Annotated in this window: 16 protein-coding genes; 12 read left to right on the top strand and 4 right to left on the bottom strand. The window is 49.3% G+C overall.

The features are described from left to right. Positions 1–2 precede the first annotated feature (2 nt). Genes menB through ABNK31_RS07015 form a run of 4 tightly spaced genes read right to left on the bottom strand, consistent with a single transcriptional unit; the run spans position 3 to position 4808 of the window. The gene (menB, locus tag ABNK31_RS07030) at positions 3–827 is read right to left on the bottom strand and encodes a 1,4-dihydroxy-2-naphthoyl-CoA synthase (RefSeq protein WP_418895372.1); all 825 of its coding nucleotides are present in this window, start codon (positions 825–827) and stop codon (positions 3–5) included. Next, the gene (gene menD, locus ABNK31_RS07025) at positions 796–2493 is read right to left on the bottom strand and encodes a 2-succinyl-5-enolpyruvyl-6-hydroxy-3-cyclohexene-1-carboxylic-acid synthase (RefSeq protein ID WP_418895371.1); all 1698 of its coding nucleotides are present in this window, start codon (positions 2491–2493) and stop codon (positions 796–798) included. The genes menB and menD overlap by 32 nt, the downstream gene beginning before the upstream one ends. 9 nt (positions 2494–2502) lie before the next feature. Beyond that, positions 2503–3579: an isochorismate synthase gene (locus ABNK31_RS07020; RefSeq protein ID WP_418894962.1), complete on the bottom strand. Its 1077-nt coding sequence runs from the start codon at positions 3577–3579 to the stop codon at positions 2503–2505. After that, a complete protein-coding gene (locus ABNK31_RS07015; RefSeq protein ID WP_418894961.1) occupies positions 3576–4808 on the bottom strand; it encodes a Cof-type HAD-IIB family hydrolase in 1233 nt (410 codons plus the stop codon). The genes ABNK31_RS07020 and ABNK31_RS07015 overlap by 4 nt, the downstream gene beginning before the upstream one ends. Before the next feature lie 406 nt (positions 4809–5214). Here ABNK31_RS07015 and ABNK31_RS07010 point away from each other — a divergent pair, with 406 nt between their 5' ends. The 12 genes from ABNK31_RS07010 (at position 5215) to ABNK31_RS06955 (ending at position 24353) form a co-directional block, all read left to right on the top strand. Next, positions 5215–5691, top strand: a complete 477-nt coding sequence (locus tag ABNK31_RS07010; protein WP_418894960.1) for a hypothetical protein — start codon at positions 5215–5217, stop codon at positions 5689–5691. A 157-nt stretch (positions 5692–5848) separates the two neighbouring features. Beyond that, entirely contained in the window at positions 5849–9673 is a 3825-nt protein-coding gene (locus ABNK31_RS07005) for an efflux RND transporter permease subunit (protein WP_418894959.1), read from the top strand. A gap of 106 nt (positions 9674–9779) precedes the next feature. Continuing rightward, positions 9780–11267, top strand: a complete 1488-nt coding sequence (locus tag ABNK31_RS07000) for a TolC family protein (protein WP_418894958.1) — start codon at positions 9780–9782, stop codon at positions 11265–11267. A gap of 1 nt (position 11268) precedes the next feature. Continuing rightward, positions 11269–12873 carry an efflux RND transporter periplasmic adaptor subunit gene (locus tag ABNK31_RS06995; RefSeq protein WP_418894957.1) on the top strand — a complete coding sequence of 535 codons (1605 nt, stop codon included), beginning with the start codon at positions 11269–11271 and terminating at the stop codon, positions 12871–12873. A 114-nt stretch (positions 12874–12987) separates the two neighbouring features. Next, entirely contained in the window at positions 12988–15249 is a 2262-nt protein-coding gene (locus ABNK31_RS06990) for a copper-translocating P-type ATPase (protein WP_418894956.1), read from the top strand. Between the two features lie 68 nt (positions 15250–15317). After that, on the top strand, positions 15318–15713 hold the full coding sequence (locus tag ABNK31_RS06985; RefSeq protein ID WP_418894955.1) for a heavy-metal-associated domain-containing protein: 396 nt from the start codon (positions 15318–15320) through the stop codon (positions 15711–15713). A 162-nt stretch (positions 15714–15875) separates the two neighbouring features. Further along, entirely contained in the window at positions 15876–17363 is a 1488-nt protein-coding gene (gene rhaB, locus ABNK31_RS06980) for a rhamnulokinase (RefSeq protein ID WP_418894954.1), read from the top strand. Positions 17364–17383: 20 nt separating this feature from the next. After that, positions 17384–18652 carry an L-rhamnose isomerase gene (locus ABNK31_RS06975; protein ID WP_418894953.1) on the top strand — a complete coding sequence of 423 codons (1269 nt, stop codon included), beginning with the start codon at positions 17384–17386 and terminating at the stop codon, positions 18650–18652. A gap of 3 nt (positions 18653–18655) precedes the next feature. After that, positions 18656–19684, top strand: a complete 1029-nt coding sequence (gene rhaT, locus ABNK31_RS06970; protein ID WP_418894952.1) for an L-rhamnose/proton symporter RhaT — start codon at positions 18656–18658, stop codon at positions 19682–19684. An 82-nt stretch (positions 19685–19766) separates the two neighbouring features. Next, positions 19767–20702: an AraC family transcriptional regulator gene (locus ABNK31_RS06965; RefSeq protein WP_418894951.1), complete on the top strand. Its 936-nt coding sequence runs from the start codon at positions 19767–19769 to the stop codon at positions 20700–20702. A gap of 15 nt (positions 20703–20717) precedes the next feature. Beyond that, positions 20718–22484, top strand: coding sequence for an alpha-L-rhamnosidase (locus ABNK31_RS06960; RefSeq protein WP_418894950.1), 1767 nt, complete (start codon positions 20718–20720; stop codon positions 22482–22484). Between the two features lie 45 nt (positions 22485–22529). Further along, positions 22530–24353, top strand: coding sequence for a hypothetical protein (locus tag ABNK31_RS06955; protein ID WP_418894949.1), 1824 nt, complete (start codon positions 22530–22532; stop codon positions 24351–24353). Positions 24354–24355 lie beyond the last annotated feature (2 nt).

Here is a 24355-nt window from a genome sequence, read left to right as displayed (position 1 = left end):
CGTTACGGAAGTTTGGGGAATTGTTTGAAGTCGGGTTCACGCTTTTCCAGAAAGGCATTCTTACCCTCTTGCGCTTCGTCGGTTAAATAATACAGCATCGTGGCATCCCCCGCCAATTCCTGTATACCGGCCTGGCCGTCCAGTTCGGCGTTCAGCCCGGCCTTGATCATGCGCAGCGCCAACGGACTGTGCCGCATCATCGTCTCTGCCCATTCTACGACTTCATCTTCCAACTTGTCGAAAGGTACCACTTTATTCACCAGCCCCATCTCGAGAGCTTCCTGCGCATTGTACTGCCGGCAGAGGAACCAAATCTCACGAGCTTTCTTCTGCCCTACGATACGGGCGAGGTATGACGAGCCGAAGCCGGCATCGAAGCTCCCCACGCGCGGCCCGGTTTGCCCGAAAATCGCATTCTCCGACGCAATCGATAAGTCGCAAACCACATGCAGCACATGTCCTCCTCCGATGGCATAGCCGTTGACCATGGCGATAACCGGTTTGGGTATCGAGCGGATCTGTTTCTGCACGTCCAGGACGTTCAGGCGCGGCACACCGTCTTTACCGATGTAGCCGCCCTTCGCTTTCACATTCTGGTCGCCGCCCGAGCAAAAGGCCTTGTCGCCTGCGCCGGTGAGGACGACGACACTGATATCGGCTTCTTCGCGGCAAATACGCAAGGCATCGCTCATTTCTGCGGTGGTGACGGGAGTGAAGGCGTTGCGGTATCGCGGGCGGTTGATGGTAATTCGCGCAATGCCGTGATAAAAATCGAAGAGAATATCTTCGTATGGCTTAATGGGGGTCCATTCTCTTGTTGTCATGATTGTATTTATTTTTTTTTTGTTGATGATAATAAGCTCGTATTTGTTCTGCGTTTTTTTCCATGGAAGTAAACACTTCCAACAAGACCGGCTCCTTGCCGGATGCTTCCGTGAAAGCAGGCAGATGGCGGTGCAATTCTTCCGCGTTGCGGGCGGAGAGATAACGGTATCCCTGTTGTTCCGCCCACGCTTTTGCTTCCGTTGCATGGGTCGCCGAGATGTATTCGTTCAGCACTTCCGACTTATTCAGTCCCGGAAGGATATGGAATATCTCCCCTCCGCCGTTATTATTCAGCAATATGCGGAGGTTCCTGTTTTTATATGGGTTCCACAATCCGTTGAGGTCGTAAAAGAAACTCAGGTCTCCGATCACGAGGAACGTCAGCCGGCCCGATGCGGCGGCATATCCCACCGCCGTAGAGAGCGACCCTTCTATTCCGTTTGTCCCGCGGTTACTGAACACCTGCGCCGAAGGCGGGACAGCGAACAACTGCGCCAGGCGCACACTATTGCTGTTGGCTAATTGCAGAGACGCATTTTCGGGCAACTTCCGCAGGCAGGCTCCGATGGCGTAAAGATCGGAAAAGGCGACATCCGGCTCCGCAACAGCGGCGCAGGCTTTTCTCCATCGTTCTTGAAAATCTTTTGTCTCCGAAACGGGCGACCGTTCCGCCAGATACTTCAGGAATGTTTCCGGATCGCTTCGGATAATGTCGGTAACCCGTTGAAAGGTGTCCGTGACCTCGCCGGAAGGCGAAATATGCCAGTGCTCGCGGATATCCGCCGAACGAATGAACTGCTTCAGCCGCTTCGAAACGATATGACCGCCTAACGTGACCACCACTTCGGGTGTCAACTCCTCCTTTTCTTTTTCCGACGCCGAATAAAGCGCCACATCGAACGTACCGGTATCCGCCGCGGGAATATTGGATACCTGTTCCGCCAGCACGACGACGCCCCATTTCTCGCGGAGCGCATCCAACAGTCCTGCTAAGCCGTTATCCGGCGGCAGTTGCCCCACGATAATCATACGCTTCGAATAACCGGCGAATCGTTCGTCATATCGATCTTCAGAATCAATAAGATATCGCTGCGCCGACTGCCGGATGACACGCACCGGCGGAAGCGCGGGTGTATGGAATCCGAATAGCGGTTCGGATAAAGGAATATTGATATGCGCAGGGCCTTTAACCGGATTGTCCAAGCCCAGTATGGCTTCATTGATTAGCCGGTTTCCGTACCATTCTTCTTCCTCCGTTTGCATTTGAGGCAAGTTGACCGAATAGCGGGTGATCTCCCTGAACATATTGGTTTGCGGAATCGTTTGCCCGTCCATTTGCCCGATCCACGCGGCGGGGCGATCCGCCGTAATCACTAACAAGGGCAACTGTTGATAATAAGCTTCGGCTACGGCCGGCCCGAGATTCAGGGCAGCCGTTCCGGACGTACAGCATACAGCCACCGGCTGATGTACAGCCTGTATGACGCCCAACGCAAAAAATCCGGCGCTGCGTTCATCGACAATTCGATAGCAAGTGAACGCTTTATCCGTCGCAAAAGAGTGGATAAGCGGCGCGTTGCGCGAGCCGGGACACAAAACGATATGGGTTACGCCATGCGCCTTGAGCAGCGCGACCAGTTGTAAGACATTTCTTTTTTCCGAATACATAGCCATCCCTTATTCCAGTATATCCAACATCGTTTTTAACTTATATTCCGTCTCTTCCCATTCATCCTCCAGGGAAGAAGACGCGAGCAAGCCGCCGCCGGCAAACAACGTCAGTGAATCGTGCGCGATATGCATGCAGCGGAGGTTTACATAGATACCGGTTTCTCTTTCCGCATCGAGCATCCCGAGGAATCCGGAATAGTAAAGGCGGTCATATCCTTCATTCTCCTCAATAAATCGGAAAGCCTCCTCTTTCGGAAGCCCCGATACCGCGGGAGTCGGATGAAGCACCTGTAACAACGTCCCGGGTTGTAAGGTATCCGGAAGGCGGAAACGGAAGTCCGTCCGCAAATGCATCAGATTACCCGCCGCTACCGTATAAGGCCCGTTCGTTTCCGGCGTGATATCAAAAGAAGAAAGGCGGTTTAAAAGATACGAGGAGACGACATCCTGTTCCCGGATATTTTTGATATCCCATGAAAGGGTATCCGACTGTGGATACCGGGTTCCCGCCAGTGCAATCGTCCGCCATTCGCTCTTTGTTCCCGTCAGAAGTATTTCGGGCGTACTGCCCAGCCAAGTACCGCTTTGAGGCGTGTGAAAAAGGTAGACATATAAATGAGGATATTTTTCCACGGCGCGAAAGAAAGAACGTGCGGGCGAAAAAGCTTCCTGCCGGTCAATCGTTTTGCTCCTCGACAGTACCAGCTTTTCCATCTCGCCGCCGGCCAATGGTTTGTGAAACCGGTAAAACAGGCGGCGATACTCGTCTTTTTCCTTATGGGTATCCTTCCGGCCTTTCGTCTCTTTCCGCGGGCATCTCCGAATCTCCCTGTCGCTAACTTCCGTGAGGTCGGTGCAATCCGGGCGTATCAACAGCACGGGGGAGTCTTCGGTTATCCGGAAAGGAGCGATGACGAAACCCCGCCGCCCGTTCAAGTCTTCTATTCTCCGGAAGACGGAAGGCGTTCCCGACGATTGCATGACAAAGCGGGGAACAGTCTCGTGCGGCAACTTAAAAACCGCAAAAGGAATATCCTCTTCAATAAGCGCATCGAGGACAGGATCGTTGTCTCGATGCATCATCTCCTCTTCAACACGCTATTAACAACCCGGATAGAAGAAATCAACTTATCGGTGGAAGTGAACACATCCACATTCCATACGTGCGAAGAACGCCCTTTGTGAATGATGGTCGCAACGGCGCGTACCGTATCACCCTCATGCGCCGACGATATATGATTGCCGCTGACCTGCATTCCCGTCACAATCTCGTCCGGTGCGCAACTGACCATCGAGCCCAGTCCCGCCACCGTTTCGGCCAGAGCCAACGTAGCGCCGCCATGCAGTATCCCGAACGGTTGGCGCGTGCGTTCGTCCACGGGCATCACCGCCTCGAAGCGGCCCGATGAAGCATAAGTATACCGAATACCCAAATTTCCCATAAGGGTACCGCGGCTGCGGGCGTTCAACTCGTCCAGCGAAATATCGGCCGGACGGATCTCGGCGATGATAAATTTTTGTATCGCGGTTGCGACCCCGTCATTGTCATTCGTTCCCGTGGTGTAATCCGCGCAAGCTTTAATCGAATCCTGAGCATTGCCCATGGCAATTCCGAATCCTGCCAGTTGCAGCATCGAAAAATCCCTTCTCCCGTCGCCTATCGCCATGACATTCTCCGTACCGACTCCAAGCTTTTCTATTAATACGCCTAACGTGTTTCCCTTATCGACAAACTCCGGCACCACTTCCAGGAAAAACGATTCAGAGCGGTACACATCCAGCACGCCGGCCAAACGTCTTCTCCAAAGATCTTTCAACGCTACCAGAGCCGTTTCGTCATCACTGACCAATACGCATTTGTGGGGAGAAAAATTCACAGCCTCGGAAAAGTTTTCCACCGCAACGATTTCCAGTCCGTTCAGGGCTGCTTCGTTTTGAATATGCTTATTCTCCGGATTCGTCGTGATAAGTTGATTATTATGATACGTAAAGATGTCGAATCCGTTCTTGCGCGCTTTTTGTTCCAAGTAAGGAATCATCGCCGGATCGATCTTTTTCTCGAATAAAACCTGCTCGTTGCCGACATCTATAATCTGCCCCCCATTATAGGAAAGGGCGTATCCGCCCAATTTCTTCAACTGTAATTGCTCGATCAGGCGACCCAACCCATAAGGCGGCCGTCCCGAAGCCAATACGATACGCATCCCCATGTGTTGTATTTTTAGGAGGGTCGCCAACGTCTGTACGGATAACTCGTTTTTACTGTTCACCAATGTGCCGTCCACATCAAGAACCAATAGTTTATATTTCATTTTAATAAGTACAAATTAGAAATTTAGATACTATCATTCGATGCTTTTATTCCCCCTCTTCCGATACCGACAGGAATCAAAAGGGAGTGCCCGAAAGGCAAGGGGGCAAACAACCAATCACAGAATCAACCACGAAGTTAAACAAAAGTTTCTAAACGCTCTTTATGATAACACGGATTTTATGCTTCCATTTATTACGCCGTTTCTTTTGCCGATTAAAAAATATCGCCTATCTTTGCGTGCAAACATGAGGATGTGTCAAAAGACCGTCATTCCGCGCTTGACGCGGAACCTCCTGAAAAATATCCGTTTATTATGAGGAGATTGCGGATTGAGTCCGCAAGGACGAACGATTTTGATTGCTTTTGGCACTCCTCCTACAGATTGCTGATAATAGGCCGACGAAATGAAAAAAGTATTCGCTGTATTCCTTCTACTCATCATGCTGGTTGCTTCTATGCAGCCCGTTATCGGCATGCATTTTTGTAAAGGAGAACTGCATTCGGTCGACTTGTTCTCGCCCGTAACCAAGGCGCCCTGCTGTGCGGCTCGCGAGGCGAACAGCAACCACGGGGACAATGCCCGCCGGCAACAGGGTGCTTTACCCTCCAATACCGGCGAACAAGAAGTGTCCGGCAACATGCAAGGATGCTGCGACACGCATTCGTTCCGTCTTTCCACCGACGAGTATCAATCCAACGAAAAACAAATCCGGGCCCATGTATCGGTCCCCACGGCTCCCATTGTATGGTTAGCCGTCGACCTTTTGCAGGGAGCGGACGAAAGCGAGGGCAATTCCGCATCAGCCGTTAATTTTCCACCGAAAGGGCTTTACCGACAGCATAGTTCCATCCGGAATTTGATCTGTATCTATCGAATTTGATTTTATAAGGGACTCCGTTTGGCGTTTTCTCCGGGCAACTTGTTTGTATCCGTCTATCCGCTCCGTGCGGGTTGGATGGGTAAAGGCCCAAACTCATTGAAAATTATCCGTCATCCGGCAAGAAGCCGTAAGGCGGATCTAACGAATCAAATTCAATATGCTAAATAAAATCATTCGATATTTTCTTGAAAACAGAGTGATCACGCTGCTGCTGTTAGTAGCGATCATTGCATGGGGATTATCTACCGCGCCATTTAATTGGGACGGGGGCCTTCTGCCCCGCAACCCGGTGCCCGTGGATGCGATCCCCGACATCGGCGACAACCAACAAATCGTCGCCACCGAATGGATGGGCCGTTCGCCCAAAGACATTCAGGAGCAAGTCACCTACCCCCTCACCACATCGCTGTTGGGCATTCCGGGGGTGAAGACGATCCGCAGCACCTCCATGTTCGGCATGTCGTTCATCTATATTATCTTCGATGAAGACATCGAATTCTATTGGAGCCGCTCGCGTATCCTCGAAAAACTGAACTCGCTGCCGTCCGGCACCCTGCCCGAAGGCGTTCAACCGAGCCTCGGCCCCGACGCCACCGCGCTCGGACAGATATTTTGGTACACGCTCGAAGGGCGCAACCCCGAAACGGGCGAGCCGACGGGCGGATGGGATCCCGACGAACTGCGCACGGTGCAGGATTTTCAGGTTCGTTATTCCATCTCTGCGGCCGAAGGCGTGTCGGAAGTCGCTTCCATCGGCGGATTCGTCAAAGAGTATCAGGTCGAAATCAATCCCGACGCCATGCGCGCCTTCGGCGTTTCCATCATGGATGTGATGAATGCCGTGCAGAAGAGCAATCTCGATATCGGCGCGGAAACGATCGAAGTCAATAAGGCCGAATATCTCGTGCGCGGGTTGGGATACATTAAAACGGTCTCGGATCTCGAAGAAGCGGTGGTCACGGTGCGCAACAGCGTGCCGGTAAAGATAAAAGATGTGGCTTTCGTCAACATCGGCCCGGCCACGCGCCGCGGGGGGCTCGATAAGGAGGGCGTGGAAGCCGTGGGCGGCGTAGTGGTCGCCCGCCACGGCTCGAATCCGCTCGAAGTGATTAATAACGTCAAAGGGAAGATCGAAGAAATGGAAGCCGGTCTTCCGCAACGCACACTCGAAGACGGCACGGTGTCGAAAGTGACCGTCGTGCCTTTTTACGACCGATCGGGAGTGATACGAGAGACCATCGGTACGCTCGAAGACGACCTGACGCTCGAAATGATTATCTGCATCATCGTTATCATCATTATCATTGTCAATCTGCGAGCTTCGGTGGTGATATCAAGCCTCTTGCCCATAGCGGTATTGGCGGCGTTCATCGTCATGCGCCTGCTGCATATCGATGCGAACATTGTCGCCCTGTCGGGGATCGCCATCGCCGTGGGGGTTATGACGGATATCGGCGTCGTCTTTGTCGAAATCGTCATACAACACATGGAGAAACCCGAGAACAAGGGCATTACGAAAGGAAAAGCATTCGTACAACTCATCTACCGGGCCGTGAGCGAAGTATCCACACCCACCATCGTGGCCATGTTGACCACCATCGTCAGCTTCCTGCCCGTTTTCTTTCTCGAAGCGCAAGAGGGTAAGTTGTTTCGGCCCCTCGCCTATACCAAAACCATTACGCTGGTGTCGGCGCTGATATTGGGAATGACGGTAGTCCCCACCCTTACCTATTATTTCTTTTCGGTGAGGATATCGTCCAAGAACGTACGGAAAATCCTCAACATCATACTCATTGCGGGAGGCATCGTGCTATTCGCCTTTACCGGCGTATATGTGGCATTGGCGCTGCCGTTGTTCGGCATCAACAACCTTTATGCCCACCGGTGGAAAAACGAAAAGACCGTCACGTACATCAATGCAGGCATTGCCATTTTTGCAGCCACCGTGTACTTGACCTCCGAGTGGTTGCCGGTAGGCCCTCAAAAAGGGTTTTTCATCAACTTCTTTATCGTCATCGCCTGCATCGCTTTGATCCTCGGTTTTTTCTCGCTGCTGATTAATAATTACGAACGGCTGATACGATGGTGCTTGGACAACCGGTGGAAGTTTATGGTTATCCCGATTATCACCTTAGTGTTCGGTTTGACCATTTGGCTGGGATTCGACTCGCTCTTCGGATTTGTGGCGAAGGGTTTCGAAACCGTAGGATGGAAGAATTTCCGGCAGACGGGACTCTGGCAAGCATCTGCCGGCCGGTTTCCCGGCATCGGCGAGGAGTTCATGCCAAGCCTCAACGAGGGGTCGTTCCTGCTTATGCCCACGAGTATGCCGCATACGGGTATCGAACAAAACCTGCAATTTGTGGAAGCGCTCGACAAACGCATCAGTCACATTCCCGAAGTGGAAACGACCGTCGGCAAATGGGGTCGCGCGAATTCGGCACTCGACCCCGCTCCCACGCAAATGTTCGAAAACGTCATCAATTACCGTCCCGAATATATTCTCGACAAAGACGGACGGCGCATGCGTTTTAAAACGAATCGCAAAGGCGAGTATTTGTTGAAAGGCGGATCGACCTATCATCCCGAAGACGGTTTCCGGTTGATTCCGGTCGACAGCCTCATCCTCGACAGCAAGGGCGATTACTTCCGCCAATGGCGTCCCGAAATTATATCGACCGACGACATCTGGCAGGAGATCGTAAACGTGTCGCACTTGCCGGGACTTACCTCTTCGCCCAAACTGCAACCCATCGAAGCCCGCCAGGTGATGTTATCCACGGGAATGCGCGCCCCCATGGGACTAAAAGTTTCCGGCCCCGACCTCGAGTCGATCGAAGAGGGGGGAAAACTCCTCGAAACGGCGTTGAAAGAGGTGCCGTCGATCTTACCCTCCACGGTGTTTTACGACCGGGCCGTGGGCGCTCCGTATCTCGAAATCAACCTGAATCGCGAACATATGGCTCGCTACGGCATTACCGTCGCCGACTTGCAGGAAGTCATCAGTGCGGCTGTGGGGGGCATGCCGTTGACCACTACGGTAGAAGGCCGCGAACGGTTTCCCGTACGGTTGCGCTATCCGCGTGAACTGCGCGAGAGTCCCGAAGAGTTGTCGAACCTCATCATACCCACCGCTACCGGAGCCCAGATTCCGCTGAAAGAAGTAGCCGACATCGACTACACCCGCGGGGCGCAAATGATTCAAAGCGAAAACACCTTCCTGATAGGATATGTGATTTTTGACAAAATTGCCGGAAAAGCGGAAGTTGATGTGGTGAAAGAAGCCGATAAAACACTGAAAGAGAAAATAAGTTCGGGTGAGTTGCAGCTTCCCAAGGGCGTGTCGTATACGTTCGCCGGCAACTATGAGCAGCAACAACGTGCGGCGTCCCGGTTACTCATATTAATCCCGATATGTTTGATCCTCATCTTGGTCATTCTATATTTTCAGTTCAAAACCGTCACGGCGTCGCTCATTCATTTTTCGGGCGTGTTCGTGGCTTTCGCCGGAGGATTTATTTTGCTATGGTTGTACGGCGAACCGTGGTTCCTGAATTTCTCGATCGGCGATATAAATATACGCGAACTGTTCCAAATGCGGCCCGTCAACCTGAGCATTGCGGTGTGGGTGGGCTTTATCGCCTTGTTCGGTATCTCTACGAGCGACGGTGTGCTGATGGGGTCGTTCATACACGACACCTTCCTCGAGCGTAACCCGCAAACGAAGGAAGAGATTAGGGAAGCGGTCGTTTATGCTGGCCTGCGGCGTGTACGCCCCGCCGCCATGACCACCGCCGTGACATTGATCGCCCTGTTACCCATCCTCACTTCTACGGGACGGGGATCCGATATTATGGTGCCGATCGCCATACCCACTTTCGGCGGTATGTTGATTCAGTCCATGACCATCTTCGTTGTGCCCGTACTGCAATGCTGGTGGCGCGAATCGGGAATTAAAAAGCATGGAAGAATTAAAGAATAAATTACTGATTACTAATTGCTAATTACGAATTACTAATTACTAATTACTAATTACTAATTACTAATTACTGATTACTGATTACTGACAGCTATTTAAAAGAACATATATGAGAAAAATAAAAATATATTTGATCACCCTACTGTTAATGGTAACGATCGGCAGCGCGGTTGCGCAAACCGACTCGCTGAGTCATTACCTGGAAACGGCCGCTCGCAACAACCCGGGCGTGAAAGCCGATTTCACGGCTTATCAGGCTTCGTTGCAGCAGATACCGCAAGCCGGAGCGATTCCGGACCCGCAACTCGATATGGGCTTCTTCCTGAAACCGATGGATATTATCGACGGAAGGCAGATCGCCGACTTCACGCTCATGCAAATGTTCCCTTGGTTCGGTACGCGTAAGGCAGCGCAAACCGAAGCGGGACACATGGCCAATATGGCTTTCGAAAAGTTCCGCGAAAGCAGGGACAACCTCTATTTGCAGGTCTATACGCAATGGTTTGTCTTGTGTAGCTTGCGGCAGCAGTTGGCCAACAACCGCGAGAACAAGGATTTGCTTGCTCAACTGGAAACGTTGGCCCTGAGGAAGTTCTCCGCTTCACCTTCGCAAAGCGTCCCGGCATCCGGCAACCGCATGCAATCATCTCCGGCAACCGCTTCCCCGGCGACAAGCGCCGGCGGCATGGCTTCGATGGGCGGGAACATGGGTAACATGGGCTCCACGGCAACCGCATCATCGTCACGCAACGAACCGATGGCTTCGATGAACGCCGGCGCAGGAATGTCGGCAATGGGCGCATCCTCCGGCATGTCGGACGTGCTGCGCATCCAACTGGAGATCGCCGAAGTGGAGAATACGATCGAAAGCCTTTTATCGCAGGTCAGCGCCGAAACGGCGGCTTTCAACACGTTGCTCAACCGCTCCGCCGAAAACCCCGTGCATCTGCCCGACTCGATACGCCAAATTCCTTTTTCACTCGATCTTCCGGCAACCGTAACACAGATCAATCAAAGAAATCCGATGCTGGCCATGCTCGATCAGGAAGGATTGGCCTACAAAGCGAAAGCCGAAATGGATAAAAAGATGAGTTATCCGATGGTGGGCATCGGCCTTCAGTATTCGCTCATCGGCAAGCGCATGGATATGGGGCACGCGGGAATTCCCGTAACGGAGATGAACGGCATGGATATGATTATGCCTATGATTTCCATCAGCATCCCCATCTATCGCAGCAAATACAAGGCGCAGCAAAAAGAAAGCCGTCTTCGGTGGCAGGCAAGCCGCGAGCGCTACGCCGACGTCCAGAACAACATGCAGGCCGAGTTGTACCGGACCCGACATTTGCTCGATGATGCTTCGCGAAAGATTGCTCTCTACGAGAAACAGTCGCAATTGGCCCTCACTACGTACCGCCTGCTCGTACAGGAGTTCGTTTCGGGAAAAAGCGATTTGGCCGGTGTGATACAAGTGCAGCGTCAACTGCTCGACTACCGCCTGAAGAAGGCTCAATCCGTCGCGGAATATAATACGATGGTCGCGACGATACAAAAAATGATCTCTTTTCATGATAACGAATACGAAATAACAAAATAATATGAACGTCAATATAAAAAACAGATTCAATAATCGCTATGTCCGTTACGGACTGGTGCTGGCAGCCGGATTGTTCCTCGGATGGCTGCTGTTCAAAGGCTCGTCGCCGAAAGGAGAGAACGCTCAACACGTGCACGAAGAGACTGAAAAGCAGGTATGGACCTGTTCCATGCACCCGCAAATACGAATGGATAAACCGGGCAAATGCCCTATCTGCGCCATGGATTTGATCCCGCTGAAATCTTCGGGCGGAGACGATGCATCCATCGATCCCAACGCCATACAATTATCGGTGGAAGCGGTTGCGCTGGCAAACGTTCAAACAACCCGCGTGAGCCGTAAAAATCCCGTCAAGGACGTACGGTTGTATGGTACCATTCAAGTCGATGAGCGCTTGTCGCAGTCGCAGACATCGCCCGTCAACGGACGCATCGAGAAACTACAGGTCTCCTTCACCGGCGAAAGCGTGAAGCGCGGCCAAACCATCGCAACAGTGTACTCGCCCGAATTATTGAGCGCGCAACAGGAGTTAATCGAAGCAGGCAAACTGCAATCGTCGCAACCGTTGCTGGTCGAAGCGGCGAGGGAAAAGCTGCGCCTATGGAGACTGACCGACGGACAAATATCGGCTATCGAGCAATCGGGTAAGGCCGATCCGCAGGTCGAAATAAAGTCGACGGTCAACGGAATCGTCACGAGCAAAAACGTGAATCAGGGAGATTATATCAATCAGGGAAGCGTTTTATTCGAGATTGCCGACCTGTCGCGGGTATGGGCCCTGTTCGATGCGTACGAAACCGATTTGCCGTTCCTTAAAAACGGCGACAAAGTCGCTTTCACCTTGCAGGCGATACCTGGAGAAACGTTTTCGGGAACGGTTACGTTTATCGATCCGATGCTCGATCCGGCGACACGCACGTCGAAAGTCCGCGTGGAAACCCCCAACGGCGGCATGCGCCTGAAGCCGGGGATGTATGCCGGCGCCACGGTGTCGGCACCGCTTAAACAATATAACGACGAAATCGTTATTCCCAAGTCGGCCGTGCTGTGGACGGGAAAACGTTCCATCGTATATATAAAACAAGCGGGGACGGACACGCCCGCGTTTTTGCTCCGCGAAATCGACCTCGGCCCTTCGTTGGGCGACTCATACGTCGTACTCTCGGGGCTAAACGACGGCGACGAGATTGTCACCAACGGCGCCTTCACCATTGATGCGAGCGCGCAACTCGAAGGCAAACGCAGCATGATGAATACCGAAGCCGGACACCCTGCCACGGGGCATGAAGGTCACACAATGACGGGAAGCGAAGGGCATTCGCACGCACAAGCGGCCGCCGGCGACGAGCATGCGATGATCACAGCGCAGGGACTTTGCGAAATGTGCAAAGACCGCATCGAGAAAGCCGCTAAAAGCGTAAAGGGCGTATCGCTCGCTTCGTGGGATCTGTCGACAAAGCAATTGCATCTGCATTTCGATCCCCGGCAAACCGATGCCGACAAGATCGCTCAGGCGGTTGCCAAGGCCGGGCACGATACGGATAAGTACAAGGCCGATAAAAAGGTGTATGATGCCTTACCGGACTGCTGCAAATACCGGGAATAACGTCGGTGGAGAAAGGAATGACGGCTTACGTTGTTGAACGGGCAGATATAGCGCTTTTAGCGCATACTTTTTAAAGCGGACTCAATAATGAAGAAGAATAAAATATAAAGCAATATGAAGCATACTTATAGTATCAAAGGTATGAAGTGTGACCATTGCCGGGCGAAAGCGGAAAAAGCATTGAACACCGTAGAAGGTGTCCGTGCAAAGGTCACCCTAAACCCTCCCGAAGCGATTATTACGATGGAGCAACATGTCTCCACGCAAATATTGCAGGAGGCTTTATCGAAAGCCGGAGAGTACACGATAGAAATGGCCGGCGACGATGCCCCCGCCCATCAGGGGGACTTTCAAAATCATCACCATCATGGGGAACATCACGATCACCATACGCACGGCTCTGCGGACGGACATATGGCACATAGCGGAAATCTAAAAACCCGATTCTGGATTTCCCTCGCCGTAACGATTCCCATTATCCTGCTCTCGCCCATGATGGGCATACGGCTTCCTTTCAGCCTTTCCTTCGAAGGCTCTCACTGGATTGTGCTGGCGTTGGGTTCTTTCCTCTTCTTCTATGGCGGAAAACCGTTTCTAACGGGTGCTGCCGGAGAACTGAAATCGAAAAAACCGGGTATGATGACTCTTATATCGATGGGCATTACCGTTTCTTATATCTATAGCGTCTATGCTTTCATCGCCAATTATATCCTGCAAACGGCGGGGCACCGCATGGATTTTTTCTGGGAACTGGCTACACTGATTGTGATCATGTTGCTCGGCCATTGGCTGGAGATGAAGGCAATCGGCAATGCCGGAAACGCTTTGCAAAAAATGGCGGAGCTGCTGCCCGGAAACGCTCATTTGTTACAGCCGGACGGAAGCGTTCGCGATGTGCCGCTCCGGCAGGTACAACAAAAACAGCAGGTGATGGTAAAACCGGGCGAAAAAATACCGGTGGACGGAAAGATTATTTCCGGTGAGACGACCGTCAACGAATCAATGGTAACGGGCGAAGCCAAAGGGGTGGCGAAAACCCCGGGAGCGTCCGTCATCGGCGGGTCTCTTAACGGACAAGGTACGATAACCGTGGAAGTAACGGGCACGGGGGATTCGGGTTATCTGGCACAAGTAATGAAACTGGTCGGGCAAGCGCAACAGGAGAAATCGAAATCGGAATCCATATCGGACAAAGTGGCGAGGGCTCTCTTTTATGTAGCGATTGCGGTCGGGGTGGTTTCCTTTATCGTGTGGTATATCGCCACAAAGGATATAAACAATGCATTGGAAAGAATGGTCACGGTATTTATTATCGCCTGTCCCCATGCATTAGGCCTGGCGATACCTCTCGTAATAGCCCGCTCCACGTCTTTGGGAGCAACCCGCGGGCTATTGATCCGCAACCGCAATGCACTCGAAAAAGCAAAAAAAATATCCGTAGTAACAATGGATAAAACAGGAACAATCACCGAGGGCGACTTCCGAGTATCGGCTATTAAAAGTTTATCGGACGGATGGAGCGACACGGAGATTTTAAAAACGATGGCCGCCATGGAAGTACATTCCAATCATCCGCTGGCTATCGGCATTCTGAATAAGGCGAAAAAAGATACGATCGACATTCCGAAAGCGGAAAATGTCACATTGATAAGCGGAACAGGCTTATCGGGAATCGTAAACGGGCTGCAAGCGAAAATCGTTACCGCGGCATACTTGGATAAGAATACATTGGCTTATGATAAGGACTTGTTTAACGAGTTGGCCGAAAAAGGCAATTCGATCAGTTATCTGTTAGTGAAAAATGAAGTGGCCGGACTGATTGCCCAGGGAGATCAGATTAAAACGGAAGCCAAACAAACGGTGGAGGCGCTTAAAAAAGACAAGATCATCCCTGTAATGCTCACCGGCGATAACAAGGCTTCGGCGATGGCGGTAGCCCGGCAAGTCGGCATCCGCGATGTTCATGCGTCGCTCTTGCCGGAAGACAAAGAAAAAGTGATTTCGGAATATCAACAAGCCGGGAAAGCCGTCATGATGGTGGGCGACGGGGTAAACGATGCTCCGGCGCTTGCCCGTGCCGATATCGGCGTAGCTATCGGGGCGGGAACGGATGTAGCGATCGATTCGGCCGACGTAGTGTTGGTAAAAAGCAATCCGTACGACATCATCCATTTTCTTTCGTTGGCCCGGAATACAACAAAGAAGATGATCCAGAATCTTTGGTGGGGTGCGGGATATAACATTGTGGCCATCCCGTTGGCCGCAGGCGTTCTCGCACCGGTGGGAATCATTCTGAGTCCCGCAGCCGGAGCAATATTGATGTCGGTGAGCACAATCATCGTAGCAATAAATGCGTTGACGCTCCGTATAAAGTAATTCTTTAATTCTTAACCGGTACATTTCCGGTTAATCCTATTCAATAATCATTTTAAAAAGAAAAAACAATGAAAAAGTATGTATTATCAGCATTAATCGCCGCAACGGTATTGTTTGCGGCCTGTAATTCAAACAAATCGAAGAGTGGTTCCGAAGAATCTCAAACGGAAGCAACCGTCGCAACGGAACATCACGACGAGCATGCCGTCCTCGGAGTACAAGGGCTCTGCGAAATGTGCAAGAAAACCATCGAAACGGCCGCCAAAAGCGTTGCCGGCGTGTCGACCGCCGATTGGGATTTAGATAAAAAAGAGTTGCATTTGAATTTCGATCCGCAGCAAACCGATGTCGATGCCGTCAGCAAAGCCATCGCCGCAGCGGGATATGACACCGATAAAGACAAAGCCGATCAGGCAGCGTATGATGCTCTTCCCGATTGCTGCAAATATCGGGAATCTTTGTGATATTACCGGGGAAGGCAAAGACGTTAAATTTTGCGTCTCTACCTTCCCTCAAAATTATATCAAAAAACACAGTTCTAATATCATATTTACTACCGCCTCCTTCACCGGTAATCTGTATTTTTGCGGCATAAAAATACTGTCTAATCGTTTTTTAACCTCATCATGAGAGAAGAGAAAAGAACATATTACTTGGCTATCGATATAGGAGCGACAAGCGGAAGAGCCATTCTGGGCACTCTGGAAAATGGCCGTTTCGAGATGGAGGAGATTAACCGTTTCCCTAATCCGATTATTGACATACACGGATTCCTTTATTGGGATTTGTTTCATTTATATAGTGAAATCATCGCCTCGTTAAAGGCTGTCAAAACGCGCGGTATCCCCCTTACATCAATCGGAATAGATACTTGGGGCGTGGATTTCGTATCTTTCGGAAAAGACGGCGAGCCGCTACGCATGCCGTACAGCTATCGCGATACGCATACTTTCGACACACCCGAAAAGTTTTTCACGAATATATTATCGAAGAAAAGAACTTACCTGAAAACAGGCATTCAGATCATGAATTTCAATTCCCTTTTTCAACTTTTCGAACAAAGAGAACGCCATACGTCCATTTATCCGGTCACCGATAAGTTTCTGTTCATCCCCGACGCCTTGTCGTATTTGCTGACCGGAAATATGGTCACCGAATATACTATCGCATCCACTTCTCAACTACTAAATCCTTTTGACCGGACATTCGACAATGATTTATTAGCGGAACTGGGGCTCTCGGAAAAAAACTTCGCCCCGATCGTTTTTCCGGGAACGCCGATAGGCGCTCTTTCTGAAACGATTTGCCGCCTGACGGGACTGGATCCGGTCCCCGTTATCGCCGTAGCCGGACACGATACGGCTTCGGCAGTGATCGCAACGCCTGCCGAAAATAAAAATTTTGCCTACCTGAGTTCGGGAACATGGTCGCTCATCGGTATCGAATCAAAAGAACCCGTAGTGACCGAAAAGACATTCGCGCTTAACTTTACCAACGAAGGCGGAGCGGACGGATCGATCCGTTTACTCAAAAACATTTGCGGCATGTGGCTCATCGAACGATGCAGGAACGAATGGGAACAGGAAAAACCGATCTCGTATGAAGAACTCATCAAAGAAACGGAAAAGGCGCCTGCTTTCCGCAGTTTTATCAATCCGGATGCTTCGCGTTTTACGAATCCTAAGTCGATGATCGAAGCCATACAGTCCTACTGTCGCGAAACAGGGCAACCTGTTCCCGCAACCGTCGGCGAAATCGCACGGTGTATCTTCGAAAGCCTCGCCTTCCGCTATCGCCAGGTATTGGCCGATCTGCAACAATTGGCAGACTTTCGCATTAAAACACTGCATATCATAGGGGGCGGGTCGCAAAATAACTTTCTGAACCGTTGCACGGCTAACGCGATCGGGATGCCGGTCATTGCCGGGCCGTCGGAAGCCACCGCCATCGGAAACATCATGATGCAGGCCAAAGCAGCCGGAATTGTAGGCGACATCAAAGATATCCGAAGGGTCATCCGCGATACCATCCCTCTACACACTTTTATCCCCGAACGACACGACGAGTGGAAGGCGCATTATACCGATTACATCCATCATTTTCAAGAAAAATAATCATTTAAATAATAGTTATCATGTCAAAAAAAGAAAAAATCGCTCAGGCATACGGGCACGCTAAAGAACAGTATGCCGCATTGGGAGTGGACGTGGAAGATGCCGTCCGTGAATTGGATAAGTTATCGTTATGCATCCATTGTTGGCAAGCCGACGACGTAAGCGGCTTCGAAGTGCCCGACGGACAATTATCGGGAGGTATCCAAGTGACGGGAAACTATCCCGGTAAAGCTCGCACAATAGAAGAGTTGCGCAAAGATATCGAAAAAGTGCTGTCGTTGGCGCCAGGCAAGCACCGGTTGGGACTGCATGCTATTTACGGCGACTTCGGCGGTAAGTTTGTAGATCGTGATCAAATTGAACCCAAGCATTTCCAAAGCTGGATCGATTGGGCGAAGAAGATAGGGATTAAGCTCGATTTCAATTCCACTTTCTTCTCGCATCCCAAATCGGCAGACGGTTACACCATCTCGCATTTCGATCCTGAAATCCGCGAATTTTGGAAGGAACACCTACGCCTTTGCCGGAGAATCGCTGCCGAAATAGGGCGCCAACAAGGCGATCCTTGCGTACACAACATCTGGTTTCCCGACGGAGAAAAGGATAAAACCGTTTCGCGGTTCGAACACCGCAGATTGCTTAAAGAAGCGCTGGATGATGTTTTCACCGAAAAAATCAGCACCGATTATCTGAAAGATACCGTCGAATGCAAACTTTTCGGCATCGGCAGCGAAAGTTATGTGGTAGGCTCGCACGAGTTTTACACGGGATATACCGTAAAAAACAATATGATGTTGACGCTCGATGCCGGACATTTCCATCCTACGGAAGTCATTTCGGATAAAATTTCCTCGCTACTGTTATTCGTTCCGGAATTGATGTTGCATGTAAGCCGTCCCGAACGCTGGGACAGCGATCACGTGGTTATCCTCACCGACGAACTCTCGGCGCTCTTTCAAGAGATCGTCCGTTCGGGACAAAAAGAGAAAATTCATGTAGGATTGGATTTCTTCGACGGATCCATCAACCGTTTGGGCGCTTATGCAGTGGGAATACGATCGACACAGAAAGCGTATCTCCAAGCGTTGTTGGAGCCGACCGACAAATTGCGCGCCTTTGAAAAAGAGGGGAAGAACTTCGAACGGATGGCTTATCTGGAAGAACTGAAAGCCTTGCCATGGAACGCGGTCTATAATTATTATTGCCTGAAGAATAACGTTCCGGTAGGCGACGAATATGTGTCCGCGATTCAATCGTATGAAAACGATGTCACATCGAAACGAGAATAAGGAATGAACACGCTTATAGGACTTTTGATTATTGCAGTGGGAAGTATGGGCCAATCGAGCTCATACGTTCCCATTAACAAAGTGAAAAACTGGTCGTGGGAAAACTTCTGGCTGATGCAGGGAATTTTCGCATGGCTGGTTTTCCCTGTATTAGGCGCACTTATCGCCAATTCCCTGCCCGATTTGATAACCATTTACGGCGCAAATTCTGCAGCGGCGTTCAAGTCGGTCGGTTACGGCGTATTATGGGGAATAGGCGGCCTTACTTTCGGATTGAGCATGCGCTTTTTAGGAATTGCCTTGGGACAATCCGTAGCATTGGGCACCTGCGCCGCCTTCGGTACGCTTATTCCTGCTGTTTTGGCGGGCGACAATCTTTTCTCGCCTAAAGGTTTGATATTGTTATTGAGTGTGATTGTCACCCTGACAGGTATCGTATTGGTAGGATATGCCGGAAGTTTGCGTTCTAAAAACATGTCGGAAGAAGAACGCAAGAAAGCCATTAAAGATTTTGCATTGAAGAAGGGTTTGCTTATCGCCCTGCTTTCGGGGGTAATGAGCGCATGTTTCAGTCTGGGGCTAAACGCGGGCATACCGGTAAAAGAGGCTGCAATAGCATTGGGAGCAAAAGAATTGTTTGCCCAGAATCCGGTAACATTACTAGTCACCATCGGAGGTTTTATCACCAATCTGGTATATTGCGTCTATATGAATCGCAAGAATAAGACATCGGGTGAAATAAGTAAAACACCCAAAAAAATATTCGTCAACAACCTGCTTTTTTGTGCGCTGGCCGGCTTGCTTTGGTATTCCCAATTCTTCGGACTGGGGATGGGACAAAGTTTTTTTGAGCCGGAGAGCGTCATGATGGCTTTTTCATGGAGTATACTCATGTCGTTGAACGTCGTGTTCAGCAATGTGTGGGGTATCCTGCTCAAGGAATGGAACGGCGCCGGCAAAAAAGCGGTCGCTTATCTGACTGTCGGTATGGCCGTACTGATCTTTTCTTTAATTATTCCGAATTTATTTTGATGACAAACGGATATAAAAAATTATAGGTATATTTGCAGGGAGCTATGAAGAATCCGTTTCATCTTATATAAAAACAGGCACCATGCAATTCAATAACTTAGGAATAAATTTTAAATATCTGATCGTTAATGGAAAAGATAAAACATTCGGATTAACGGTCAATACGGTGGGATTTCAACCCATCGCAGAAAACACCTTATATCCTTCGATAAAACATCCGAAGGCCTATTATTTCGATCCTCTGAAAGGTCGAACACTCTGCGAATATCAATTCATCTATATTAGCAAAGGAAAAGGGGTGTTCGAGTCCGAATCGACCAAGAAAACGTCGATACGGAAAGGCCAGGTTATTGTTTTGTTCCCGGGACAATGGCATAGTTACCATCCGTTACAATCTACGGGATGGAATGAATATTACATTGGTTTCGAAGGGCCTTTTGCCGATCAATTGTCAGAAAACGAATTCATTTCCAAGAAAACCCAAATATTGGATGTGGGTTTTAACGAGGACTTGGTCAATTTATTTATCACGGCCATCAAAGTAGCGAATGAGGATAAAATCGCTTCACAACAATATTTGGCCGGAATCGCGTTACACATTCTGGGAATGATTTTGTCCCTTTCCCAAAACAAGAACTTTGAGATAAATGATACGGGACAACTTATTGAACGGGCTAAGATCATCATGAATGAAAATATCTCAAGAGAAATTGATTTCGATCAATTGGCCAGAAAGTTAGGCACAAGTTATTCATGGTTTCGGAAGGTCTTTAAAGAATATACAGGCTATCCCCCGGCTAAATATTTTCATGAAATCAAATTACGAAAAGCAAAGGAACTGCTGGCGGAAACCAACCTATCGATTAAAGAAATTGCTTATCGGTTGAACTACAGCTCGTATGAATATTTCCTTTCCTTATTCAAAAAGAGAGTCGGGGTTACTCCTCTGGATTACCGGGATGCAGGAAATAATCATTCCTATGCAAGAAAGAACAAAACGAACATAATGCAGGAATAATACAGTTACAGACAAATGAAAGTTACATTTTTACCTATCGTCTCTTTTTTATTTTGCGTAAATATTCTTTTCGCTCAAAATAATATTTTACGAAATAATTTCGATGAACAATTACAGGACGACCTGATATCGAAAAGTTATGTTACGCCGAAAAAAATCGTATGGTTATCCGATCAAGACAACAAGTATGTAAAAAATCAGGATGTTTTACTCTCCGGATTCGACGGACAATTATCTACAAGCGGTGAAGGAATGTGCATCCTGCGATCGGACAAGGACAAACAAGCTTCGATTCTATTGGATTATGGAACCGAACTGTATGGTGGTATTCAAATTGCAGCCGCCATACGAGGCGAGAAGAAGCCCGTCAAAATACGGGTGCGCCTTGGAGAATCCGTCTCCGAAGCCATGAGCAATGCCATAGACAATACCGTACCCGGCATGAACTCGGCAACGAATGACCATTCTCTGAGGGACTTCACTTTGGAAGTTCCGTGGCTGGGAACGGTGGAAGTGGGTAATTCGGGATTTCGTTTTGTCCGTATCGATCTTCTGGACGAAGATGTAGAGTTCCCTATCCGTTCGATACGTGCCATTTTCCGTTACAGGGATATCCCCTATTTGGGATCCTTTACCTGCGACAATGAACGGCTCAATAAAATATGGCAGGTAGGGGCTTATACCGTTCATTTGAACATGCAGGAATATTTATGGGACGGAATAAAAAGAGACCGCTTGGTATGGTTGGGCGACTTGCATCCCGAGGTATTGGCCGTAAATACGGTTTTCGGTGAAAATGAAGTTGTCAGGAAAAGTTTGGATTTCGGCAGGAATACCACTCCGTTGCCCGGCTGGATGAACGGCATCTCTTCTTATTCCCTCTGGTGGGTGATTATTCATCGGGATTTATATCTGCGTCAAGGAGATTGGGAATACCTGAAAGAGCAACAACCCTATCTTACATCCCTGATCGATCAAATAGTTTCTAAAATTGTCGATGGAAAAGAAAACCTGGACGGAGGTCGTTTTCTCGATTGGCCTACGGATGGAAATAAGGATGTCATCCATTCGGGGTTGCAAGCGTTGACCATCTTAACGCTCGAAGCGGGAAAAGATATCGCCGGATGGCTAAAGGATAAAGGATTAGAAAAAACATGTACGGATGCGTTGGCTTTATCAAAAAAACAGCAGCCTAGTCATCATGGTAATAAACAGGCGGCAGCCCTTTTGTCATTAGCCGGAAATTTATCACCCAACGCAGCTTCGGAGGTTATTCTGAAAGACGGAGCGAAAGATTTCGCCACTTTCTACGGATATTATATGTTGGAAGCGTTGGCTAAAGACGGCAAATATCAGGAAGCGATTGACCTGATCTCGAACTATTGGGGTGCTATGCTCGACTTAGGTGCGACCACATTTTGGGAAAACTTCGTATACGAAGAACGGATAAACGCTGCCCGAATCGACGAAATCGTTCCCGAAGGCAAATACGATATCCATGCCGATGGAGGAGCGCATTGTTATATCGGGCTACGGGGAAGTCTCTGTCATGGATGGGCGTCGGGGCCGACAACCTGGCTAACAAAGCATATATTAGGCATAAAAGTGCTTGAACCCGGTGCCCGGGTGATTCGGCTACAACCTCATCTGGGATCGCTAAATTACGCAGAAGGCACCTATCCGACATCACACGGCGTATTGTACGTAAAACATGTGAAACAACCGGACGGAAAAATAAAAACGACCTACAAGGCACCTAAGGGAGTGAAGGTGGTACATTGAAGATCGATATAGATTGATAAAAGATTGATGTAGATTGTAAAATAAATGATGAAATCGAAATTCCGTAAAAAAATAGTTACTCTAAGCTGTATCCTGGCTTTCTTTTCGTTGCTGCAATTGAATGCCCAGGAAGTAAATAGCGATCTGTGGACGGCAACGGATGCTTTGGGGCGTAAAATCAGGGATTTTAAAGATGCCGGAAAAGAAAAGGAAAAATACGTGGCCATGTTTTACTGGACATGGCATCAAGGCGACGACGATACCACAACGACCGTAAAAAATATCACGGAAATAGTACGGAAACATCCGTCGGCAATGAAAGATTATAACCATCCGGCATGGGGCAAACAAAAGCCCGGATTTTTCTTTTGGGAACAACCGTTACTGGGATATTATAAAACGACCGATCCGTGGGTATTGAGAAAACATGCCGAAATGCTGGCCGACGCAAAAGTCGATGTCGTCTTCTTCGATTGCACCAACGGTTCGTTGACATGGCAGGATTCGTACGAAGCGTTGCTGAAAACATGGGATCAGGCGCAGAAAGACGGGGTGAAAGTGCCGAAAATAGCTTTTATGCTTCCTTTTGGGTATTCTCATTATTCGTTGACTTCGCTCCGCCAATTATATCGGGATGTCTACAACCCCGGAAGATACGAAAACTTATGGTTTTATTGGAAAGGGAAACCATGTATCATGGCTTATCCCGATAACCTTTCCGATTCACCGGAAGACAAGGAGATCGCCTCATTCTTCACTTTCAGGCCGGGACAACCCGATTATGTGAGCGGGCCGGCAAGAAACGACCAATGGGGCTGGCTGGAGAATTATCCGCAACACGGGTACATAAAAACCAGCGACGGCGCTTATGAGCAAGTCACGGTAGGTGTAGCGCAAAATGCCGCCCCGGAAACCAAAGGACATTGCAGCGCCTTTAACCTGCCCGGATCGCAAGGCAGGAGCTTTTCCAAGCAAAACGGCTTCGATCCCCGCGTAGACGGCTATCTATATGGTTGGAATTTTCAGGAACAATGGGACCGGGCTTTTGAGCTCGATCCGGAATTAGTTTTCGTAACCGGATGGAATGAATTCACCGCAGGCCAATGGCTTCCTAAGCATGGATGGACCGGCGATCCTTTTTCATTCGTCGATCAGTTCGATTGGGAGCATAGCCGGGATATCGAGCCCAACAAAGGTTGGGGTGACAAAGGGGATGTATATTATTTACAATTAATCGATAATGTCAGGAAATTCAAAGGTATGTCTCCTCCTGAAAAAACATCGGCTCCTAAAACGATACAAATAGGTAAATCCGCCGAACAATGGGAGAATGTGTTGCCTTGTTACCGGCATTACAAGGGAAATACATTTCCTCGCAATCATCGCGGCCGGAACGACACCTATTATATAAATAATACGGGGCGAAATGATATTGTTCTAACGAAGGTAGCCCGAGATGACCGGAGTATCTATTTTTATGTAGAGGCAGATGAAAAATTGTCTCCTTCATCCGACAGGAACTGGATGATGCTTCTCATCGATAGCGACAGAGATAAATCAACAGGTTGGTATGGTTATGATTTTATCATTAACCGCCAGAGTCCAGGAAAGAAAAAAGCCGTTATGGAAAAGAATATCGGCAATCGTTGGGAGTGGCAAAAAATAGCTGAATGCTCATACGCAGTAAAAGATAACCATCTCGAAATCAAAACCGACAGAGCTTTTCTTCTTTTAGAAGATAAAGATATTGATATCGAATTTAAATGGAATGACAACATGCAGGAAAACGGTAATATCATGGATTTTTATGTAAACGGGGATACCGCTCCGGGAGGAAGGTTCAATTTTGTATATACAACAACACAATAGAG

Origin of the sequence: Limibacterium fermenti (assembly GCF_041902845.1) — a bacterium.
In the GTDB taxonomy this organism is placed as follows: domain Bacteria; phylum Bacteroidota; class Bacteroidia; order Bacteroidales; family Dysgonomonadaceae; genus Limibacterium; species Limibacterium fermenti.
Note: the sequence above shows the minus strand (reverse complement) of the source record. Positions and strands in the feature narration are given on the sequence as shown.